Genomic DNA, 20,079 nt, shown 5'->3' with positions numbered 1-20,079 from the left:
TGATAACCTTTACTTGACCGACTTTTGTTTGTTCAGTGCCGAAATACGGCTGGACAAAGAGAACAGGCGTATAAAGCCTTCGGCATGAGACTGGTCGTACACATCATCCTCTCCAAAGGTCGCAAAGTCCTCACTGTATAAACTGTTCTCAGAACGTTTTTGCACTGCACTGACTTGCCCTTTGTATAGCTTCAGTACTACTTCACCCGTCGCCACCTGGGCCAGAGATTGTGCAGCGGCCAGCAAAGAGTCTTTCAATGGCGTAAACCAACGCCCGTCATACACCAGGTGGGCAAATTCACTGGCAACGGTTTCTTTCCACTTTCGGCTCGCCTTATCCAGCACCAGCTCATCAATGGCCTGTAATGCGGCCACCATCACTGTGCCTCCCGGCGTTTCATAACACCCGCGAGACTTCATGCCCACCAGGCGGTTTTCGACAATATCAATACGACCCACGCCATGTTTAGCGGCAATTTCATTGAGTGTGAGCAAACAGTGATAGGGGGTCAGGGCTTGACCATTCACCGCCACCACCTGTCCAGACTCAATTTGCACACTCACCAGCTCGGCTTCATTAGGTGCCTGCTCTGGCGAGGCAGTCCAGGTCCAGACCTGATCGCTCGGTTGATTCCAGGGGTCTTCCAGTTCGCCGCCTTCATGAGAAATATGCCAGGCATTGGCATCACGGCTATAAATTTTGGTTGCTGAAGCTGCACACGGTATGTTGCGTTCAGCCAGATAATCCAGCAAAGACTCACGACTAGACAAAGACCACTCACGCCATGGTGCGATCACTGCCAGATCGGGTGCCAACGCAGCAAAGCAGGACTCAAACCGCACCTGATCATTGCCTTTACCCGTGCAGCCATGAGACAGTGCATCTGCGCCCACTTTACGGGCAATTTCTACCTGCGCCTTAGCAATGATAGGTCGAGCCATCGAAGTGCCCAGTAAATAGGTGCCTTCGTACACCGCACCACTTTGCAAAGTCGGATAAATATACTCGCTGACCAGTTCAGCTTTCAGATCAACGATATGACATTCACTGGCGCCCGATGCCAGGGCTTTCTCTTCTACGCCCTGAAGCTCCTCGTCACCCTGGCCCACATCGGCCACAAACGCGACCACTTCGCAGCCATAGTTTTCTTTTAACCAGGGCACAATTGCTGAAGTATCCAAACCACCGGAGTAAGCCAGCACTACTTTTTTAATGTTTTTCATAATATTTACCTTAATACTTAATTCGATTGGTTCAGACGATCTGTTTGTTCATGAGCGCGAGTAACAGGGCGTTTTGTGCGTGCATACGGTTTTCGGCCTGTTGCAGGATCCGTGCTTTAGGCCCGTCCATCACCTCAGATGTGATCTCATAACCACGATGAGCAGGCTGACAGTGTAGTACCGTGCTAGCCCCGGTCTGATCGAGCAATGTTTGATTAAGCTGATACGGCATAAAAGTCGCTTTCGCCTGCTCCAGTGAGGTGTCACTACCCATAGATACCCAGGTATCTGTGTACAAAGCATTGGCACCTGCTGCGGCTTCGATACGATCGCTGATCAGCACTGATGCCCCGTTTACGGCCGCAATTTGCTCTGCCTGTTTAACAATCTGGGCATCAGGAGAATGTCCTTTAGGACAAACCGCAACAAAGTCGGCTCCCAGAGTCGCGGCCAGCAATAATAAAGACTGACAGACATTATTGCCTTCGCCCAGGTAGGCCAATTTGATCTGACTGACATCGCCAAATACCTCCTGCAACGTCAAAAAGTCGGCCAATGCCTGACAAGGGTGATATAAATCACAGAGGCTGTTCACCACCGGAATATCAGAATATTCAGCCAGCACCTCTAAAGTGTGGTGTGAAGAAACCCGAGCGACCAACGCATCTGCCCAGGTGGCGATATTCAATGCAAAATCCTGCACCGATTCACGGCTGCCCATGGCACCGTTTTGCTGATCCAAATAAACCGCGTGCCCTCCGAGTTTGTTGATCCCAATATCAAATGACAAACGGGTTCTGAGGCTGGGTTTTTCAAATAGCGTGACCACAGATTTACCCGCCAGTGCGTGGGCAAATTCCTGCGGTTGTTGTTTGATGTCACTTGCAAGCGCAAGCAGTTTCAGGATCTGGCTTTTATCAAACTCCAGACCAGTAATAAAGTGACTCGACATAAGGCTTCCTACGGTAGAATATGGGTTCCGACGTGCTGCCCTTCAATCAGGGCAAGCAGGTTATCTGGCTTCTGCCAGCTTGAGATATACACCCCACGTCGTAAATGTCGGGCAGCGTGAAGACTGGTCTTAACTTTGACCTCCATCCCGCCCACAATCACCTTCTGTGCAATCAGTTGTTCTATCTGGTCACTATTGAGTTGCGCTAATGGCTGACCGGCACCATCCAGCACAGCTTCGACATCCGTCATAAATATCAGCTCACCACAGAGCTGATGTGCCAGCGCGGCAGCGGCTTCGTCCGCATTAACATTAAACAGCGCACCATCTGCACCAATGCCAATCGAGCTGACTAAGGGAATTCTTCCGGCTGCCAGCAGCTCAGGGATCAGACTTTCGTGATCCGCTTCACAGGTGCCAACCTGCCCCAACGCTTTGAGTTTCTGCGTGGTTATCAGGCCTGCTTCGTATAAACTGAGCCCTACCGGCATCAGACCTGCTGTGATTGCCTGTGCCATGAGCTGTTTGTTTGCGCACCCAGCCAGCGCACCGACTATATATGGCATTTGCTCTTTAGGGCTGATCCGCAGCCCCTGATGTTTAGCGGTCGCAAACCCGGCATCACTGAGCCAACTATCCACTAGCGCCCCACCGCCATGTACCACCACAAAGTTATCTGGACGACCTTGCTGAGCCAGTGATTTAAGCGCAATAAATAAATCATGCGCGGCGTGCTCTGAATTCAGCACAGCACCACCGAGTTTGATCACCCAGGTTTTTTTATTTGTCATGAATTACCCCATCAACCCTTGTTCATGCGGATACTGACTGGCCAGATTCATACATTGCAGCGCCTGTCCTGCCGCACCTTTCAATAAATTATCAATGGCCACTGTGACAATCAGTTGTTGCCCCTGTTGCTGCCAGCCAATATCGACAAAAGCCCGGTTTGCCACGCCTTTAATTGACGGCAGTGCAGCCCCCTTAAGCCGGATCAGTGGCTCATCTGCCAGCACCTGATAAGCCTGAGCCACCTGATGGTCAGAGACTCCCGGTTTAAGCGAAACATAAATGGTTTCGAGGATCCCACGGGGGAAGTTTCCCAGGTGTGGCGTAAACAACACCGGGTGCGCAAGGTAGCGCTCGATTTCAGGCGTATGTCTGTGATTAAACAACCCATAAGGCGTCAGCGAAACTTCACAAAAATGTGTTGTGAGGCTGGCTTTACGCCCGGCACCCGTGACGCCTGACACCGCATTAATGATGATGGCGTCATCGCTCAGTAAGTCTGCCTGTTTGAGGGGTTTCAGCGCATTCAATGCAGCGGTTGGATAACAGCCGGGCACCGCCACCAGCTGTGCCTCGCTCAAAGCGTCACCGTACCACTCCACCAGACCATACTGTGCTTTATCGAGCCACTGCGAATAAGGGTGGCTAAAGCCATAATATTGTTCGTAATCAGCGCTGCTTTTAAGTCGGTAAGCCCCGGAGAGGTCAAAGACCTTTTTACCCATGGCCAGGAAAGTCTGGGCAAGCTCAACGCTCACCTTGTGATCGGTACAAAGGCAGACATAGTCGACATCGCTGTCGGCTATGTCTGCAAACGTCTCATCCGTCAAAGGGAGCAGGGAGACATCAAGTAAACCTGTGTGTTCAGGATATAACTCACTCAGATACTTCCCTTTATCCAAACTCTGTGCGGACACATAACAGCCACTGAGGTGCAAACCCGGATGACGGGCCACCAAACTGGCCAACTCTGCGCCGCTATATCCGCTGGCGCCAACAATTGCTACGTTAAACATCGATAACTCTTATAAATTAGTAAACACAAAGACCATATAAATCTGCTATTGATGATGTTATCGTCGCATTGTTGCACCCTCTATATTTATGCTAAAAAAATGAATTGATATTCACCTTACATACATATAGATTTTTATGCAACAGGTTTGAATAAATATTTTAGGATAAATAAATGCCACTTCCCGACTTTAAAACCATGTACAGCGAGCTCATCGCCCGCCCCTCTGTCAGTGCGCTCGATCCCAGTCTCAATCAAAGTAACCGCGCAGTCATTGAACTACTTGCACACTGGTGTGAACAACTGGGCTTTAGTACCGAAATCACGGAGCTACACAGCGCACCGGGTAAATTCAATCTGCTCGCCCGTAAGTGCCCACCCGGTATGGCAGAGCAATCTGGGGGTCTGATGCTGGCCGGACACACAGATACGGTGCCCTTTGACAACAGTCGCTGGAATTTTGATCCTTTCCAGCTCAGTGAAAAAGACAACCGCTTCTATGGCTTAGGCAGCATCGATATGAAGGGCTTTTTTGCTTTTGTGTTGAAAGCACTGGAGGAATTGCAAGAAGCACAACAAAGTGCCCCGGTGATGATCCTGGCCACCGCAGATGAAGAGATCACCATGGCAGGTGCACAAGAAATCGCGCGCCACAGCAACCTCAAACCTGCACGCTGTATCATTGGCGAACCAACCGATATGGTGCCGGTTTATACGCACAAAGGACACATGTCTTCAGCCATTCGGATCACTGGCCGCTCAGGTCATAGTTCCGATCCGGATCGTGGTCTCAATGCCATTGAAGTCATGCAGCAAGTAATTGCTAATCTGTTACAGTTAAAAGAAGATTTAAAGAATAAATATTCACTCTCTGATTTCGTCATTCCCTACCCGACCTTGAATTTAGGTCATATTCATGGGGGTGACAATGCCAACCGCATTTGCGGCTGTTGCGAGCTACATATCGACCTGCGTCCACTGCCCGGACTCAGCATTACCGAGCTACAGGCCTTGTTAATGCAGGCTGTTGCGCCCATCAATGAGCGCTATCCAGACAGCGTATCTGTCATAGATCTGCATGATCCCATTCCCGCGTTTCATGGCACCCGGGATTGCGCACTGGTGAAACTGGCTGAAAAAATTTCAGGTCAACAGGCCGTTGCCGTGAACTATTGTACGGAAGCCCCGTTCTTACAGCAGCTAGGATGCGAAACCATTGTTATGGGGCCTGGCTCCATTGCTCAAGCACATCAGCCAGATGAATATCTCGCGATGGAAAAAATCGAACCCAGTCAGCAGATCCTGACTGAGTTAATCCGTCAACAGTGCTTTAGCTAAGCCAATCATTGCCCGTGTAATAAGGTGTAATTTGCACAAAACTCAACCACCCACTATACCTGAACAGATGTAACACATGATCGGTAACGGCCTGTCAGTATGCGCCCCGTCAAGCGCAGCAGGTCGCCATCCGTGAAAGGTGTGCCCATTGCGCGGTGTGGTCCGCCATGGGTCGCACCAGGGCCGTTCGGGGCCATCGACTGTCAGCACAGGACGCCGCAGTATCGGTCTACTGACAAGGAAGGGGCAAAAGATGTGTGATCTACTCTCTTATTATCACCACCCAGATAGCATCTGCTGTGTGCTTAGCCGTGTTCAACTCGGCCGGCATATGGCTGCCAGTTGTGTTTGTTTCCTTCCTCTGATGCGTGCCGCTCGCAGATTTTTCTCATTACACTATCAGGGGCAAACTTATGTACAGACTGAGCGACTTTTATCGCCTCAGTGCCACACTGACTGGCTACGAAGAAGTCGAGTTACAAGGCACGGGCGTCGGTCCGGTTTACTGTCAGACACTCAGTAAATGGGTCCGCCAGGACGTCATTGAGGCACTTTACGCTCAGGCAGAGCAGATTGGTGCACTCGACAATGACGCCAGTCAGGCGCGCTTTTACGACCAGATCTGGAATTGCGCCAAACTCGGGCCTGTTGCCAGAAACATCATCAAAATGTGGTACCTCTCCATCTGGTATCAGCTGCCAGCTGATTGGAATGCCCTCTATGGGGTCGACGATTTCAGCGCCGATAAACAACCCGTTGAAGACTATGTGATCTCAAGCAATGCCTATATTCAGGGCCTGGTCTGGAATGCACTGGGCAGTCACCCTATGGGTGCTAAACAGCCTGGATATGGTACCTGGGCCTTCCCCGGTCACACAGCAAAAACACACAACCTGGATTAAGGAGCCACACATGACACATCATCATAACGACTACGACGTTGTCATCGTCGGTGCCGGTATTGCAGGTGCCATTATGGCTAAACAGCTGGGTGAACAAGGCAAACACGTGTTGGTCCTGGAAGCCGGTACAGGCACTGACGGACGTTTCTTCGATCAGGGTAAAGAGCAGGGCTATGAGTCCTACATGGAGCGCTTTTTTACTGCCATGGCTAAGATCCCCAATGCGCCCTATCCCAATAACCCCAATGCCCCGCAACCCTTAGTGACAGATATTCAGAAGCCACCGCTCGATAAACCCGTTAGCGATCATGGGTATTTTGTCCAGTATGGTCCGGATCCCTTTGCCAGCACCTATACCCGTAGCGAAGGTGGTACAACTTTGCACTGGCTTGGCACCTGTTTGCGTATGCTGCCTGAAGACTTTGAACTACAAAGCCGGTTCGGTCGGGGCCGGGATTGGCCAATCAGCTATCAGGAATTACAACCCTGGTACGAAATAGCAGAGCAGCATATCGGGGTCTCGGCGAATGCCGATGTACAAAACTACCATCAAATTGACAATCCCAGTGTGCAGCTACCATTTGAGGAAAATTACAACTACCCGATGGAGCAAATACCACAGAGTTTTCTCGATCAGTACCTCGCCAAAGGGCTGCAAGGTATGCAGGTTAACATTGAGAATCAAACCTACCCCATTGATGTGGTCGCAACACCACAAGGGCGCAACGGCATGCCACGCGGTGATTATCGCCCGGTGGGGGCTGTCGGCAATCCAGACCTTGGCCAGCGCTGCGCAGGTAATTCAAACTGTGTGCCCATTTGTCCTATTCAAGCCAAATATTCTGCCCTAAAAACACTGGAGCAAGCCAAACAGACTGGCCATGTAACCATAGAAACACAGGCAGTGGCCTATCATCTGGCCGTAGATGACAACACCCAGAACATCTCCAAAGTGCACTACAAGCGCTACCACTCTACTGATTCTGCCGCTTTCGAAGATAAAGCCGTGACAGGCAAAATCGTGGTCCTTGCCGCCCATGCCGTCGAAAATGCCAAGCTCTTATTGGCCTCCAATGTCGCTAACTCCAGTGATCAGGTCGGCCGCAATCTGATGGACCATCCGACTATGCTGACCTGGGGTCTGATGCCGTGCAAAATTGGCGCATTCAGAGGGCCTGGCTCAACATCCGGGATCCCGTCTCTGCGCGGTGGCGCATTTCGTGCCGAGCAAGCCGCATTTCGCATTGAGATAGGCAACTGGGGCTGGAGCTGGCCGGAAGGCGCCCCCATTGCCACAGTGCCTGATCTGATCGACAAACAAGGGTTGTTCGGCCCGGCACTACGTCACAAAATAGCAGAGGAATACCCGCGCATGTTCCGCTTTGGTTTTTTGGTCGAGCAGTTACCGGACCCTGATAACCGCATCACTATAGACGATCAATACCGGGATCAGCTGGGCAACTACCGACCCGTTATCCATTACAAAGTGACAGACTATACGCGCGCCGGGATGGCACAGGCAAAAGAAGTGTCAGATGCCATTTTCCAGCGGCTTGGTGTGGAACCCTTCACCCAATACAAAACCAGCGATCCGGGCTATGTGCAATATCAGGGCAAGGGCTATGTCTACAACGGTGCCGGACATCTGGTTGGCACACACCTGATGGGCGATAACCCGAAAGATTCAGTGGTTAATCGCGACCAGCGCAGCTGGGATCACCCCAACCTCTACCTGGTTGGCTGCGGCAATATGCCCACCATTGCGACCAGTAACCCGACTTTAACCATGGCAGCACTGACCTTCTGGGCTGCTGACAACGTGTTAAACGCACTCGACCAGTATTGATGAGGGACCAGTCATGTATCACAAACTGCAAAAACGCCCAATAGAAACGCTCGAACAGCTGCATCATGATCTGCAACTGGCCATTGAACTGGAGTTCTCCACACTACCGGTCTACCTCACCGCCTTATATTCCATAAAAGAAGGCACTAATCAGTGCGCCTACACAGTGATCCGCTCAGTCGTGATGGAGGAGATGTTTCACCTAACCAATGCCGCAAATCTATTGATCGCCACCGGAGGCAGCCCCGCGATTAACAGTCCGGAGTTTCTACCCACCTTTCCGACGAGACTGCCTGACGGTGAGACCTGGTTTGAAGCAGACCTGCAAAAGTTCAGCCCGGCGGCACTGCGAAACTTCCTCAAAATTGAAATGCCCGCCGATCTGGCAAAAGCGGGGGATATCACCATAGGCGAATTCTATGTCGGCATTGAAAAAGGCTTAGAAACTCTGCATAACCGCTATGGCCCAGCGCTGTTCCCCGCAGATTGCCATGACAAGCAAATCGCGCATAAGTATTACTATGGCGGCGGCGGAGAGATCACGCCGATCACCGATCTGAATTCGGCCAATTTTGCACTCAATGCCATCGTTGCCCAGGGTGAAGGTGTACCGGAAAAACACTGGAACCCAGAGCAACCTTTCCCGCTTGGTGAAACCACAGGCATAGACAGCGGCGACCATCAGCTCTTCATGCAACCCCGCGAGCTGTCTCACTATTATCGCTTTAATGAATTGCTGCTGGGTTATCGCTATGTACAAGGCAATACGCCCGACTCGGGACCAACTGGTCCCGCTATTCCCATTGACTATCGGCAGGTTTATCCGGTTCTGAAAAACCCTCAGCCAGAAAACTATCAGTCCTTCGAAGCCATCGCCCGGCTGGATACAGAATTTAACCTGACCCTGAGCCTGCTGCTGGATCAACTTCACCTCGCCTTCAATGGCCAGCCCGACATATTGGTTGCTGCGGTAGGCACTATGTTTGGACTCAAAGAAAAAGCCCAGAGTATGATGCGCGTACCACTGCCTGATGGCAGCGGTCATCACGCAGCCCCGACCTGGCGCTACATCCCCATCGATAAACGCCCGGGAGCATGCTGATATGACCACAAGACGCTTCGATCACATTATTGTGATCATGTTTGAGAACCAGTATCGCGGTTATGTGATGAATAACCCTTATATGCGCAACCTCGCCGCACAGGGCATTGAGCTGACCAACAGTTTTGGCGTGATGCATCCATCGCAAACCAATTATATCGCCTCACTCGCGGGTGAGCTGTGCAATGTGACCGACGATGAAGTGCCACCCAGATTGCCGCAACGCACCCTGGTTGACCTGATAGAAGACTCAGCGCAAAACCTCGACTGGCGTGCCTACATGGAAAGCTATGTGGCGGGCTGGACGCCCTGGAAAGCAAACAACTTCACACCCATAGACAGCTATCCGTATGTACTCAAGCACGACCCCTTTTCGTCATTTGCCCGTATTCTCGACAGCGAAGCGCGCTGGCAGAAAATTGGCAATGAGGCACAGTTCTACCAGGATTTACTCAACGATCACTTGCCCGAGTTTGCCTGGTTTACACCCAACATGTGGCACGATGGGCATTATTTGCTTGGCACCAAAGACAACGACCTCAAAGGCGAGCGTGCGCCAGTGCTGGTGGATCAGCAGGCAGACTGGCTGAAGTCATTTTTTGCCTCGATTAATTTTCCCGGCCCGGAAAGTAAGCTCCCTGACAACACCCTGGTGGTCGTCACCTACGACGAAGCCGATTTTGAGTCGGATTATGACACCAGCCAGAAATACAAATATTACTACGACGGGCCAAATCAGATTTATACGGTGTTACTGGGCGATACTCTGACGCCCTCACAGCAACACGAAGGGTACAACCATTACTCTTTGTTGCGGACCATTGAAGAGAACTTTTCACTCGGTACACTGGGCAAGAACGACCGCCATGCGAACTATTTCCGCTTTTTGTGGGATGAATCGCTGCACTGGCAACGAGCTCAGTCCGTGCCGCACCTGGAACAGATCTGCGATTTGCAAGCCGCCAGTCTGGGTACGCAACTTTACCTCTTCTATACTCGACATGATCAGCCCGGTCAGTTGCACTGTACCAGCTTTGACGGCCATAGCTGGTCAGCGCCATTACAGCTTCAGACGGACTGCAAAGATCAACTTCAGCTCAGTGCGCAGGGCAATACACTGGTGCTGGGATACCGTGATATGGACTTGCGTGTGACCCTGCACACCCTCACAACTAATCAGGGCTGGCAAACCTTGCCTGCTCCCAGCAATGAAAGCATATCAGCCCTGGCATTACAGGTGTTGCCAGAGAGTCACGATCTGTTACTGGTGTATCGCGATCAGCAGGACTGCATGCAAGCACAGCGTTATGCCCAGCAAAAGTGGCAACCTAAGCCGCAACCGCTGGTGTGCAAACCCACAGGCCCATTCACTTTAGCTTCTTTGGGCAGCAATACCCTGCTGATATATCGCGAAGGCAATGGTCAGGCGCTGGCCTGTCTGAGCTATAACAGTGCAGAATTTAATGTCACCGATGTGAGTAACAGCACCTATGCCGGACCACAAGACAATGCCGTGAGTCACCAGTGGTCGACCAATGGGTTTGGCATTGGCCATTTCTCCCAGGCACCCAGCAAACTGACGCCCGATGAGCCAGAGCCGCAGGAACACAGCTATCAAAGTGAAGGCAACCTCGCCGCAGCGACGCTCGATGGTGTGCTCCACTTGTTTCACAATGCCCCCAACAGTCAGCAGCTACTGAGCGCCTGCTTTTCTATTCCAGGCGTGCTCACCAGTCAGCAGGCTGTCTCCTATGACCCAGCCAAAGCCGATACCACCAGCAACGGCTATGGCACCATGGCCGAAGCAGGCTGGAGTGAGCAACAGATGCTCAACAACGCCCATCGCGACTCGGGCACCTCGCTGTGCGCTACGCGCTATCAAGACCAGCTTTGGTGCTTCTATCTGAGTAGTCATGACCAGCAGTTGCGGGCCCATGTAGCCGCTTACTTATCGACAGATTATCGCGCTACATAAAGGTCATGCAGCGGCACACTGACAATGACGATCGATTTAAGATGAATCAGTAAGTACAGACGAAGGCAGCCAGGGATCCCGCCGCCTTCGAGCAGTCACTGTAGGGATCAAGCCTATGGCACTTTGGGATAACCCATGGAATGCCAGTAGCAATTAATGAGGAAACCATCATGACTGACGTAACGCCCCCTGATCTTTCAAAACCTTTGCTGATCGACCCGGCACAGGAAAACCCGCCAGCGCCGACAACAGAGCTGGGCCCGCTACAACACCTGGTCGGTACCTGGACCAATCAACCTTTGGGTAACTCCGGCATGGGGGGAACGGACAAACCGTTTTCTTACTGCCTGATGCCACTACCTCAGGAAACCAGCTATATCCTGAAAAACTTTGCTTACTATGAAGAATTAACCTTTTCAGCCATTCACGGCACAGCGCCCAACCGCGGTGGCTTAGGCACGCAAGTTGCCAACACCCTGTTTTACGAGCAGCGCGTTTACTTTGCCGATGGCCCGGCAAAAGATCAGCTGGTGCATGCCGAAAATGGCTCACTGCTGTTCCTGACCGATCAGAAACAACTGCTGGGGCCCTATGGCAACGGAGAAAAGCCGGGGATCGGAACTGAAACGGTCCCAAACAGTGTGCCACCGACGCAAAACTATGACTTTATCAAGCAAATGTCGGTACCACATGGTAACTCTATTCTGGCCAGCGGGCATTTTCAGTCAGGCACAGGGGTGCCCACGATTCCGATGCTGAGCAAGAGCGACGTCTTGCCCATGGGCCTGCCCCATGATGTCAGCACCGATCAGTACAGCACCAAAAGCGTCGGTAACCTGAATCCGGATTTTACCCTGAACCCCAATCAGCCACTGAATAATGCACTGGAAGTCTCACCGCCTAAGAAGTTTATTCTGCTGGAAGTCGATACCGCGCACTCCGGCATTCCGGTCACCAACATTGGCTTTGAGCAACAACACGCCAACGTCAGCCGTTACGCCATCAGCTATTGGCTGGAATCACTCGATGGCAGTGACAACTTTACCCAGTTGCAGTACTCGCAAAATATCACCATGGAGATCCCCATTCAGAGCCAGCTCGTCACCTTCCCACACATCACGACCAACACCTTAGTCAAAAAGGCCTAAGTGTAGTGGGCATAAAAAAACCGGACTGATGTCAGTCCGGTTTTCTTTTTTGCAAGATTAGATAGGCGAGCCTGGCGGCATCGGCAGGGCTTTAAAACCTTGCGGCCATTGACCACTTTCCAGATACTGCGCCACTAAGTCTGCCAGGTAGGTGTCGAATGCATCGGCCTTGCTGCTGCCACCAAACAGAGAGTCGTCACTGTACTGTTCTACCAGCTGACTCAGATAGTAACGCAACTGGGCCTGGACTTCTGGTGCCAGCTTATCGCTGCTACCCAGCTCTGCCAGGCGGTAGGCTGTTAAAAACTGCACACGTTGCGCCAGTTTCGTCGCCATGCCCGACTCTGCTTTCGGCTGAAAAACATGCTGATACACCGTATTCAGCAGATCGTCGCTGTTCAGGTTGGCATGATTACGCGCCCCCTGCTGCGCCAATCGATTCAGCCGCTGCGGGTTCAGCAATAAGCTCAGGGTATGCTGAGCCGCCACTTCTGGCAACGCCATCGCATCCAGTGTCAGACCAGTTCGGCCTTTGATACTTTCACGGGTTTTATACTCGCCATAGGCTTTGGGCGGGATCAATGCCAGTACTGATTCCGGGATCATCAGTTGTTCAGGAGACAAGGTATCCAGCAGGGCCGAGAGCGCTGCCTGCTGCTGCGCCTTGCCTACCACTTGTGCGCCTTTGACAGTCTGCGCGCCACGCACTTCATAGTCGTAGTCTACGCCACCGATCAGTTTCACTGCCGATTCCACCTGATAACGGTGGAACAAGTACAACGGCACCAGCTTTTCTTCCAGCTGAGATAACGCCTCACCGGTTTTGATGTTATTCAGGCCAAAACGGGCCAGCGCTTTACGACGAATATCCAGCACCCGCGTCAATTCAGCAGCCGGGTCTTGCCCGTTATCCCACAAGTGGGCAGTTGGGTGTGCACCGCCTTTCGGACGGGCATCAGCATCCGAGATAAACTCCAGCCCTTTACTCTTATTCTCTGCCAGAATAGCAGCCAGCCCTTGAGCTTCATCCACTGCGGTAAAGTCACTGTAGCCATACTTGATCACTTGGGTATCCCACTCCCCCATGCCAGATGCGTAGCCTTTGCTGATGTCCAGCTCACCCTGATCGTTCATGCCCACCAGCGGATGCGGGTAGTCCATCACGGAGGCACGGTCTTTTACAGACGCCGAGAAGTTATGGGCAATCCCCAGCGTGTGACCAATCTCGTGGGCACTGAGCTGACGAATACGGTCCAGCGCCATGGCATGCAGATGCGCGGTCACTTCATCACCTTTTACAAATGGCGCAGCTAACGCTTCGGCAATCAGAATATCCTGGCGCACACGCAACGAGCCCAGGGTGACGTGACCTTTAATGATTTCACCAGTACGCGGGTCTATCACCGATGCCCCATATGACCAGCCACGGGTCGCGCGGTGGACCCACTGGATCACGTTGTAACGAATGTCCATCGGATCAGCATTTTCCGGCAGTACTTTGACCTGAAAGGCATTTTTGTAACCCGCCGCAGCAAAGGCCTGATCCCACCAGCGCGCACCATCCAGTAATGCGGTCTTCACCGGCTCCGGCACACCCGGGTCCAGGTAATACACAATCGGCTCGACCGGCTCAGAGACTTTTGCTGTCGGGTCTTTCTTATTCAAACGGTGACGCGGAATATAACGCACATACATAGACTCGCTCAGCGGCGCTGAGTAATCCTTATGCTCAATGCTCCAGTAACCCGATTGCGGATGGAATGCGCGGGGTTGATAATTGTCATCCGGCAGCTCAATCAGCGAGTGGTGCTGATGGACTGTCACCGCATAGGGGTTGGCCGTCGCCTGCTTCACATACTCACCAGGCTTGCTGCCCTTAAAGGTCAGTACTGCTTCCAGCTCGGTATTTTTCATAAAGGCCTTGGAGCGTGGCATATAAGTCGCGCTGCGGCTGGTATCGAGGCTGTAACTACCCTGCTTGCGCGCTGCCAGCGTTCGTGACACGCCGTGGACATCCGACAGCAGATAAGGGGTGTAATCGATCAAGACACTGTCATCATCTTCGGCGACCACTTTAAAGCCATTTAAAATGCTGGAGGCAAACGCCTCTTTGACGCTTTGCTGCTCCGCCGGATTATCGGCACTGGCACGAAAATAGGTATTCAGTGCGCGCAGCATCACCTTGTCACCAAAGCGCTCGAACTGCACCAGGTAAGTGCTACCCAGCTGGCCGCGATCTAAGCCAATGTCGTTGGATCCGACACCATACGGCAGACTATGCTGGAGTAAGAACGGCTGCGAAAGTTTATCCACATCCAGGTAAATTTTGCCACTGGCAGGGTCGCTGTAGAACGCATAAAACCCGGGGAAATGGTTGAGTTTGTCAGTAAATTCATCAATTGACTTAATTGCAGCGTGCGCTTGGGGTATCATAGCCAGTAGCAAAGCCGAGAGCATGTGAGGTGCAAAGCGTGTTTTTCGCATTTTCTTATCTTTGTTGTGTTAGGTTAGATGACTGGTACCTCATTTGTATATTAAATCGTATACAAAATACAGTTATTTAGGACAAAATTCAGCGCTGTTTGTGGCCTGCTCTCTCACTCTATCAGGGCTGCAACATAACCGTTATCAGGACTAAAATTTATGCGTAGACTTCCACCGGTGTTAATTGAAGACGGCTGTTCCCGTGAACTGGTTTCTCTGATCCGAACCATTCTGGCTGCCTGTAAAGAAATCTCTTTCCGCGTAGGTCAGGGCGCGCTGTCAGGCGTGCTGGGCTCAACGCTGGATGAAAACATTCAGGGCGAAACTCAGAAGAAACTCGACGTACTGTCTAACCAGCTACTCAAAGACATTCTGCTGGAATCTGGCTATGTGAAAGCCATTGCGTCAGAAGAAGAAGAAGGCACGGTTGCGGGCAGCCCGGATGCCAAATTTATTGTCGCATTCGATCCGCTGGATGGTTCGTCCAATACCGACATCAATTCTCTGGTAGGCACCATCTTCTCTATCATGGAAGCCCCGGAAGACGCGGATCCGGCTGATCCGACTATCTTTATGCAGCCGGGCCACAAGCAAATTGCCGCAGGCTACGTTCTGTATGGCCCGTGCACCACACTGGCACTGACCACAGGTAAAGGCACGCGTATCTTCACGCTGGATAAAACCCACGGCAGTTTCCTGCTGACCGAAGAGTTTGCCAAAATCCCGGAAGACACTAAAGAATTTGCCATCAACGCATCAAACCAGCGTCACTGGCAACCGGCCATGCAAAACTACATCAACGACCTGTTAGCAGGCGACACCGGCCCGCGCGGTAAAAACTTCAACATGCGTTGGATTGCTGCCATGGTAGGTGATGTACACCGCGTACTATGTCGCGGCGGCCTGTTTACTTACCCGGCCGACACCAAAAACCCGGAAAAGCCATACAAGCTGCGTCTGATGTACGAAGCCAACCCGATGGCGATGCTGGTAGAGCAAGCCGGCGGCCTGGCCCACACCGGCGAGCAACGCATTCTGGATATCGACCCGGAGCATATCCACCAGCGCGTGGCGGTGATCTTAGGCTCGAAAAACGAAGTCGAAGCGTGTCTTGGGTATCATAAGTAAGCGTTAGGATTGGTAGGCGCAATTTGTTTGCGCCTACAAGTCTACCATCTCAGTAATGACCTGTATGCCACTCTTCTCTAATCTGCGTAATACTCTTTTTGGGGGCATACAATCATTGTAAAGAGATTGAATTTCAATTTTTTTGAGTTTTTTTAATTCTAGCAATTCAAGCCAATTTGCCCCACTGCCAACTGTGCAAAAAGTAAGCCACAAAGATTGCAATTCGGGGATCTTTTTCAAGCAACTAAAGTCATTTACGACAGATAAACCTATCTCCATACTTTCTACATATTGAAATATAGGTATCCTTTTTAAATCAGCCACTTGAAATCTCAACTGCTTTAAATTTGGCAACGTAGTTAATGACTCCAATATTGCTGAACTCCCATCATACACTTCTGCATGGCTCACTTGCCTTAACGAGGATAAATCCTTTCGCTCACAGACGTTTAAACATTTTAGAGACAGGCTGTTGATTTCTGAAAATTGAGATAATGATGGCAGAGCAGTCACCTTATCAGAGCATAAAGACAGACTTTTTGTTTTATAAGCAGGTAAACGCTCAACAAAGGAAATCGTTTCATAGTTTACATACACTTCGTCGTAAAATTTGTTTGATTCAGGCCAATGCCCACTCAACATCTGTTCATCTATCAACACCTTATCCAGTCGCGTTAACAGCATCGATAATTTATGTGAATCTTTAATGTAACTACGAGTAATATTATAAAAAACAGGGCTGTGCCGAATGGAGTAGCTCAATACCTTGCCCGCTACTTCACTTTGACTACACTGTTTAACTTTGTCAGAGAGTTTAATTGCACGATTGCTAGAAATCAGTGCCTTTACCTCCGGAACGTTAAACGACTCAAATTCAGCCTCTGAAAATAACATATTAAAAAGTCTATCCAATTGCTTCCTGCTTTTCCCTTGCAGAGTAAGCTCCTCAAACACAAGTTGCCAAATTTCCTCCCATTCCTCATTACTAGCACTACTGAGTAAAGAGTTAAAAACCTCCATATACTTTTCATTTGATCCGGCTTCTTCCTTTACAAGCTCGAAATTCAAACTAATAAAGTAGGCCGAAAAATACTCCTGAAAAGACAAATGGCTAAAACCATAAAGCTCTTGGTCTGCCTCTTTTCCCTTTGGAATAATGAAACCAGTTCGATATTTCAGGTAATCTATTAGCTTCTTACATTGCTGCTCAGCGTCGTACACAGACATGACTTCGGTAAGCTGCAGTACAAGGAACTTTTCTAGTTGAGCTTGCGTTATTTGAAGAATCAAATCTTGCGAACCAATTACCGGAAGTTGTTCGCGGTATTCTTCAAGGATGCTGTCATCCTCCGAGACTATATTCAGTGGCTGCGTTGGCAAACATAAATCACCTGCCTGCATACAAAATGCAAGTTTGCCAAGCCAGTTACAAATGTCTTTATAATCATAGTGACCATTAAAGTCAGGTGTCATGTTCCGTACCTTATCCATAGATTCCAGATACGTACCGACAATACGTTTATACAACTCAGCCCGACCATCTGGCAATTGGCCACTGCGCCATTGAACAAAACAGATTAAATTCAGAAGAACAGGAATACGTGACAGTAAATTAATTTGCTTTAGGTTAATAGATACTTCTTCTAACTTTTCCTGAAACTGTATTTGCCTTTCCTGCTGAGGAGGCAGATATTTTCTGGACCAGTTCTTTAAAAAAGTGCGCCTTTGTTCAGGCAGAAACGGGACCAAATAAGAGATTGCTAGTAAACCTGTAGCAGTTACTTGACCCGCACGTCTTCTCTTAAAAAGCTCGCCTATCTTAGATTTTAAAGCTGGTTCAAGGTCTTGGACCGCTGACCTACTATGCCACAATTCACTTTGTTCAAACCCCACCACACGGCTGGTCATCAGCAGGCGCATTTTTGGATAGTCGCTCAGAAGTTGTTTTATTTGCTCAGCCAGCCAGGCTTTTACTCTGTCGGAGACCTCATCCAGGCCATCCACCATCAATAACACCTGGCCACAGGCCAGCCTGTCTTGCAGTACCTGATAAGCTTCACTGTCCTGTGCAATGCATTGAGATAAAGACTTGCCCTGCAAGCGCAGGATCAGTTGGATAAAGTCATCGTTGTCACAGGGCACAATGGTATCGGCGGTTAAATTGCGGGCCCGTAACAGCAGGGGAAATAACGGCCCAATACGACGCCGGGCATAGTTATCACTCCAGTGACTGAGTGAGCACAATAACCATTTTAACAAGGTGCTTTTGCCTACCCCGGGGTCACCGAGGATCACCGCTCTGGGATGAGTACTAAGCATCTCGGCCACACTGCGCAGGGGCAGTTTGTCCACTGCTTGCTGGTCCTCCCCCGCTTCCACCAGCTCTTCTGGTGAAATACGCTGTTCGCTGAGGTGTGGCACTACATAGAGCTCATCAATATGCACCAACACTCTATCGCCATCGCTGTCGTCCAGCTCCAGCCCCTGATTATCCAAATAAACTTCCTGATTGGTGATTTCATCCAGGTAGCGATACAAAGCCGACTTATGCAAATCTATAAATTGTTCAGTCTCTGGCGGCTGATACGCCGGCAGCGATGCATGTAAGGCGGTCGGTTTATAGGGCATAATCGTTCTCACCATGGTTATAGTGCTGAATTAACTGATGCATCATATCACTTAGCATTGCCGGTGTTATACCTGCTCTGTGGTGCAATCCATAATTTGTATCAAACAGGCAGCGAAGTTTAAAAACGCTTAAATCGCTGGGGTGCTCATAATTGGCATTGATACTGGTATCATGATGATCTTTGTTCAGCTCTTTAAATACGGAACTGTTGCTATTAAATTGCTCGTTCTTAGTTTCCTTACAGAAATTATAGATATCCATGCCCGCTTTCTCGCTGATTTCTATGCTTTCATAAATGCGCCGGTAGCTGACACTGAGGCTGGCCACAATTAACACCAGGGCAGACAACACAAATTCCCGTTTAGGCGCCTCAATGGGCTTAAATTCCCGATAAAAGTCATTGGCATCTGCCAGCTCTCCCGCCAGACCGTTATAATTACATTTACGAAAATAGGCCGCGACCCGATTAGCCAGCATTTTTAAACGCCGGGGGTTAGCTGGCAAACAATCAAACTGCGCCAATACTTTTTGCAGTTCAGCCACTAACTGAGGTGCGCCATTATCCCGATACAGCGCCTCTAAATGATGTACAAAGAAGGCTTCTTTCTGATCTTGCCTGGGGACCGGCAAACGATGGGCCTCCTGACATAACTTTTCCAGGTACTCCACGCCAAGGTAGCTGTACTGGCTTTGTGCCTCAGCCTGCTGCTCGGGCACAAGCGTCATAAACTGGCGCTGTAAAAAGCGCTCAACCTGTTGCTGATCGATGGCCATTACCACAGTGCAATTGGGGATATTCAGATAGAGTTTCAGGCCTTCCAGTAATTTGTACGCCACGTCGGGCTCACAGCGATCCAAATCGTCAATAAAGATCACCAGCTTTTTGCGCTTTTTGCCTACTAAAGTTTCTACTGCCTGAGTCAGTGCATCATTGATCTGATCGGCAGCCAGCCTGCTCAGCAGGTTATCTTTTTCGTACTTTTCACCCATTTTCTGTATTTTATCGAAACCAGACGCCCCCATAGACGCAGTTTTAATCACGCCGTCAAATACCGTCAGGGCACCCAGTACACTGATGTTTGTCAGTTTACCGACACTGTTAATGAATTTGGAGCTGGTCGAAAAATGGTTTTTAATGCAATGCAGCAAAGCAACAATAGGAGAAGCTTCATGCTGATAACGCCAGGCTTCAAACCAGATCCCAACACAGTCTGAGCCCTTTTGCTGATTTTGCCTGCCAGTTTGTAGCTCATTTGGCGCAATACCCGTCAGCTCATTAAAAATGGCCGCCAGACACGAGGTTTTACCACTGCCCCAGTAGCCCGTGATAGCAATGGTTTTAGGACTTTCTGAGTGCTTAATATCGTAGGTGACATTTTTTACAAACCCGGTCGTTCCCAGGTTGTCGCAAGGGATATGGGTAGGTTGATCGTTGTGGCTGTGGCGGGTGTTAGTCACTCAGTTTTCCTTACTAGTGGAATAGATAAAAGCTATCTTACTGAATTACCAAAATTAAAACTATAGATTAACTCAGCCTGACGCCTAGC

14 protein-coding genes are annotated in these 20,079 nt (G+C 50.3%); 7 read left to right on the top strand and 7 right to left on the bottom strand.

All coding sequences use genetic code 11. From position 1 onward, the window contains the following. Positions 1–9: 9 nt before the first annotated feature. The 4 genes from QNM19_RS11455 to argC are packed head-to-tail and all read right to left on the bottom strand — an operon-like array spanning position 10 to position 3,981. The gene (locus QNM19_RS11455) at positions 10–1,224 is read right to left on the bottom strand and encodes an argininosuccinate synthase (protein ID WP_284026720.1); all 1,215 of its coding nucleotides are present in this window, start codon (positions 1,222–1,224) and stop codon (positions 10–12) included. A gap of 31 nt (positions 1,225–1,255) precedes the next feature. After that, a complete protein-coding gene (locus tag QNM19_RS11450) occupies positions 1,256–2,176 on the bottom strand; it encodes an ornithine carbamoyltransferase (RefSeq protein ID WP_284026719.1) in 921 nt (306 codons plus the stop codon). Positions 2,177–2,184: 8 nt separating this feature from the next. After that, the gene (gene argB, locus QNM19_RS11445) at positions 2,185–2,967 is read right to left on the bottom strand and encodes an acetylglutamate kinase (protein WP_284026718.1); all 783 of its coding nucleotides are present in this window, start codon (positions 2,965–2,967) and stop codon (positions 2,185–2,187) included. A gap of 3 nt (positions 2,968–2,970) precedes the next feature. Further along, positions 2,971–3,981, bottom strand: a complete 1,011-nt coding sequence (argC, locus tag QNM19_RS11440; RefSeq protein ID WP_284026717.1) for an N-acetyl-gamma-glutamyl-phosphate reductase — start codon at positions 3,979–3,981, stop codon at positions 2,971–2,973. A gap of 173 nt (positions 3,982–4,154) precedes the next feature. Here argC and argE point away from each other — a divergent pair, with 173 nt between their 5' ends. The 6 genes from argE (at position 4,155) to QNM19_RS11410 (ending at position 12,291) form a co-directional block, all read left to right on the top strand. Then, positions 4,155–5,318: an acetylornithine deacetylase gene (gene argE / locus QNM19_RS11435; protein WP_049864713.1), complete on the top strand. Its 1,164-nt coding sequence runs from the start codon at positions 4,155–4,157 to the stop codon at positions 5,316–5,318. 413 nt (positions 5,319–5,731) lie between these two features. Then, on the top strand, positions 5,732–6,220 hold the full coding sequence (locus QNM19_RS11430; protein ID WP_049864712.1) for a hypothetical protein: 489 nt from the start codon (positions 5,732–5,734) through the stop codon (positions 6,218–6,220). 10 nt (positions 6,221–6,230) lie between these two features. Continuing rightward, entirely contained in the window at positions 6,231–8,066 is a 1,836-nt protein-coding gene (locus QNM19_RS11425) for a GMC family oxidoreductase (protein WP_284026716.1), read from the top strand. 13 nt (positions 8,067–8,079) lie between these two features. Then, the gene (locus tag QNM19_RS11420; RefSeq protein WP_049864711.1) at positions 8,080–9,168 is read left to right on the top strand and encodes a ferritin-like domain-containing protein; all 1,089 of its coding nucleotides are present in this window, start codon (positions 8,080–8,082) and stop codon (positions 9,166–9,168) included. A 1-nt stretch (position 9,169) separates the two neighbouring features. Beyond that, positions 9,170–11,143, top strand: coding sequence for an alkaline phosphatase family protein (locus QNM19_RS11415; protein ID WP_284026715.1), 1,974 nt, complete (start codon positions 9,170–9,172; stop codon positions 11,141–11,143). 170 nt (positions 11,144–11,313) lie between these two features. After that, a complete protein-coding gene (locus QNM19_RS11410; RefSeq protein ID WP_284026714.1) occupies positions 11,314–12,291 on the top strand; it encodes a heme-binding protein in 978 nt (325 codons plus the stop codon). A 57-nt stretch (positions 12,292–12,348) separates the two neighbouring features. Here QNM19_RS11410 and QNM19_RS11405 read toward each other — a convergent pair whose 3' ends face one another. Further along, a complete protein-coding gene (locus tag QNM19_RS11405; RefSeq protein ID WP_049864708.1) occupies positions 12,349–14,775 on the bottom strand; it encodes a zinc-dependent metalloprotease in 2,427 nt (808 codons plus the stop codon). Positions 14,776–14,934: 159 nt separating this feature from the next. Here QNM19_RS11405 and QNM19_RS11400 point away from each other — a divergent pair, with 159 nt between their 5' ends. Further along, positions 14,935–15,903: a class 1 fructose-bisphosphatase gene (locus QNM19_RS11400; protein ID WP_049864707.1), complete on the top strand. Its 969-nt coding sequence runs from the start codon at positions 14,935–14,937 to the stop codon at positions 15,901–15,903. A gap of 33 nt (positions 15,904–15,936) precedes the next feature. On the opposite strand, the gene QNM19_RS11395 is transcribed toward QNM19_RS11400, so the two are convergent. Then, positions 15,937–18,531, bottom strand: coding sequence for an NACHT domain-containing protein (locus QNM19_RS11395; RefSeq protein WP_049864706.1), 2,595 nt, complete (start codon positions 18,529–18,531; stop codon positions 15,937–15,939). Beyond that, positions 18,521–19,990: a KAP family P-loop NTPase fold protein gene (locus QNM19_RS11390; protein WP_049864705.1), complete on the bottom strand. Its 1,470-nt coding sequence runs from the start codon at positions 19,988–19,990 to the stop codon at positions 18,521–18,523. The genes QNM19_RS11395 and QNM19_RS11390 overlap by 11 nt, the downstream gene beginning before the upstream one ends. Positions 19,991–20,079: the final 89 nt, after the last annotated feature.

This window comes from Pseudoalteromonas ardens, assembly GCF_030125445.1.
Classification (GTDB): domain Bacteria; phylum Pseudomonadota; class Gammaproteobacteria; order Enterobacterales; family Alteromonadaceae; genus Pseudoalteromonas; species Pseudoalteromonas ardens.
This window is presented reverse-complemented; position numbering and strand designations above follow the sequence as displayed.

Coding starts and splice junctions, on each gene's coding strand:
- QNM19_RS11405 (WP_049864708.1), bottom strand. CDS start 14,775: ATGCGAAAAACACGCTTTGCACCTCACATGCTCTCGGCTTTGCTACTG.
- argB (WP_284026718.1), bottom strand. CDS start 2,967: ATGACAAATAAAAAAACCTGGGTGATCAAACTCGGTGGTGCTGTGCTG.
- QNM19_RS11430 (WP_049864712.1), top strand. CDS start 5,732: ATGTACAGACTGAGCGACTTTTATCGCCTCAGTGCCACACTGACTGGC.
- QNM19_RS11455 (WP_284026720.1), bottom strand. CDS start 1,224: ATGAAAAACATTAAAAAAGTAGTGCTGGCTTACTCCGGTGGTTTGGAT.
- QNM19_RS11395 (WP_049864706.1), bottom strand. CDS start 18,531: ATGCCCTATAAACCGACCGCCTTACATGCATCGCTGCCGGCGTATCAG.
- QNM19_RS11400 (WP_049864707.1), top strand. CDS start 14,935: ATGCGTAGACTTCCACCGGTGTTAATTGAAGACGGCTGTTCCCGTGAA.
- argC (WP_284026717.1), bottom strand. CDS start 3,981: ATGTTTAACGTAGCAATTGTTGGCGCCAGCGGATATAGCGGCGCAGAG.
- QNM19_RS11410 (WP_284026714.1), top strand. CDS start 11,314: ATGACTGACGTAACGCCCCCTGATCTTTCAAAACCTTTGCTGATCGAC.
- argE (WP_049864713.1), top strand. CDS start 4,155: ATGCCACTTCCCGACTTTAAAACCATGTACAGCGAGCTCATCGCCCGC.
- QNM19_RS11425 (WP_284026716.1), top strand. CDS start 6,231: ATGACACATCATCATAACGACTACGACGTTGTCATCGTCGGTGCCGGT.
- QNM19_RS11420 (WP_049864711.1), top strand. CDS start 8,080: ATGTATCACAAACTGCAAAAACGCCCAATAGAAACGCTCGAACAGCTG.
- QNM19_RS11415 (WP_284026715.1), top strand. CDS start 9,170: ATGACCACAAGACGCTTCGATCACATTATTGTGATCATGTTTGAGAAC.
- QNM19_RS11450 (WP_284026719.1), bottom strand. CDS start 2,176: ATGTCGAGTCACTTTATTACTGGTCTGGAGTTTGATAAAAGCCAGATC.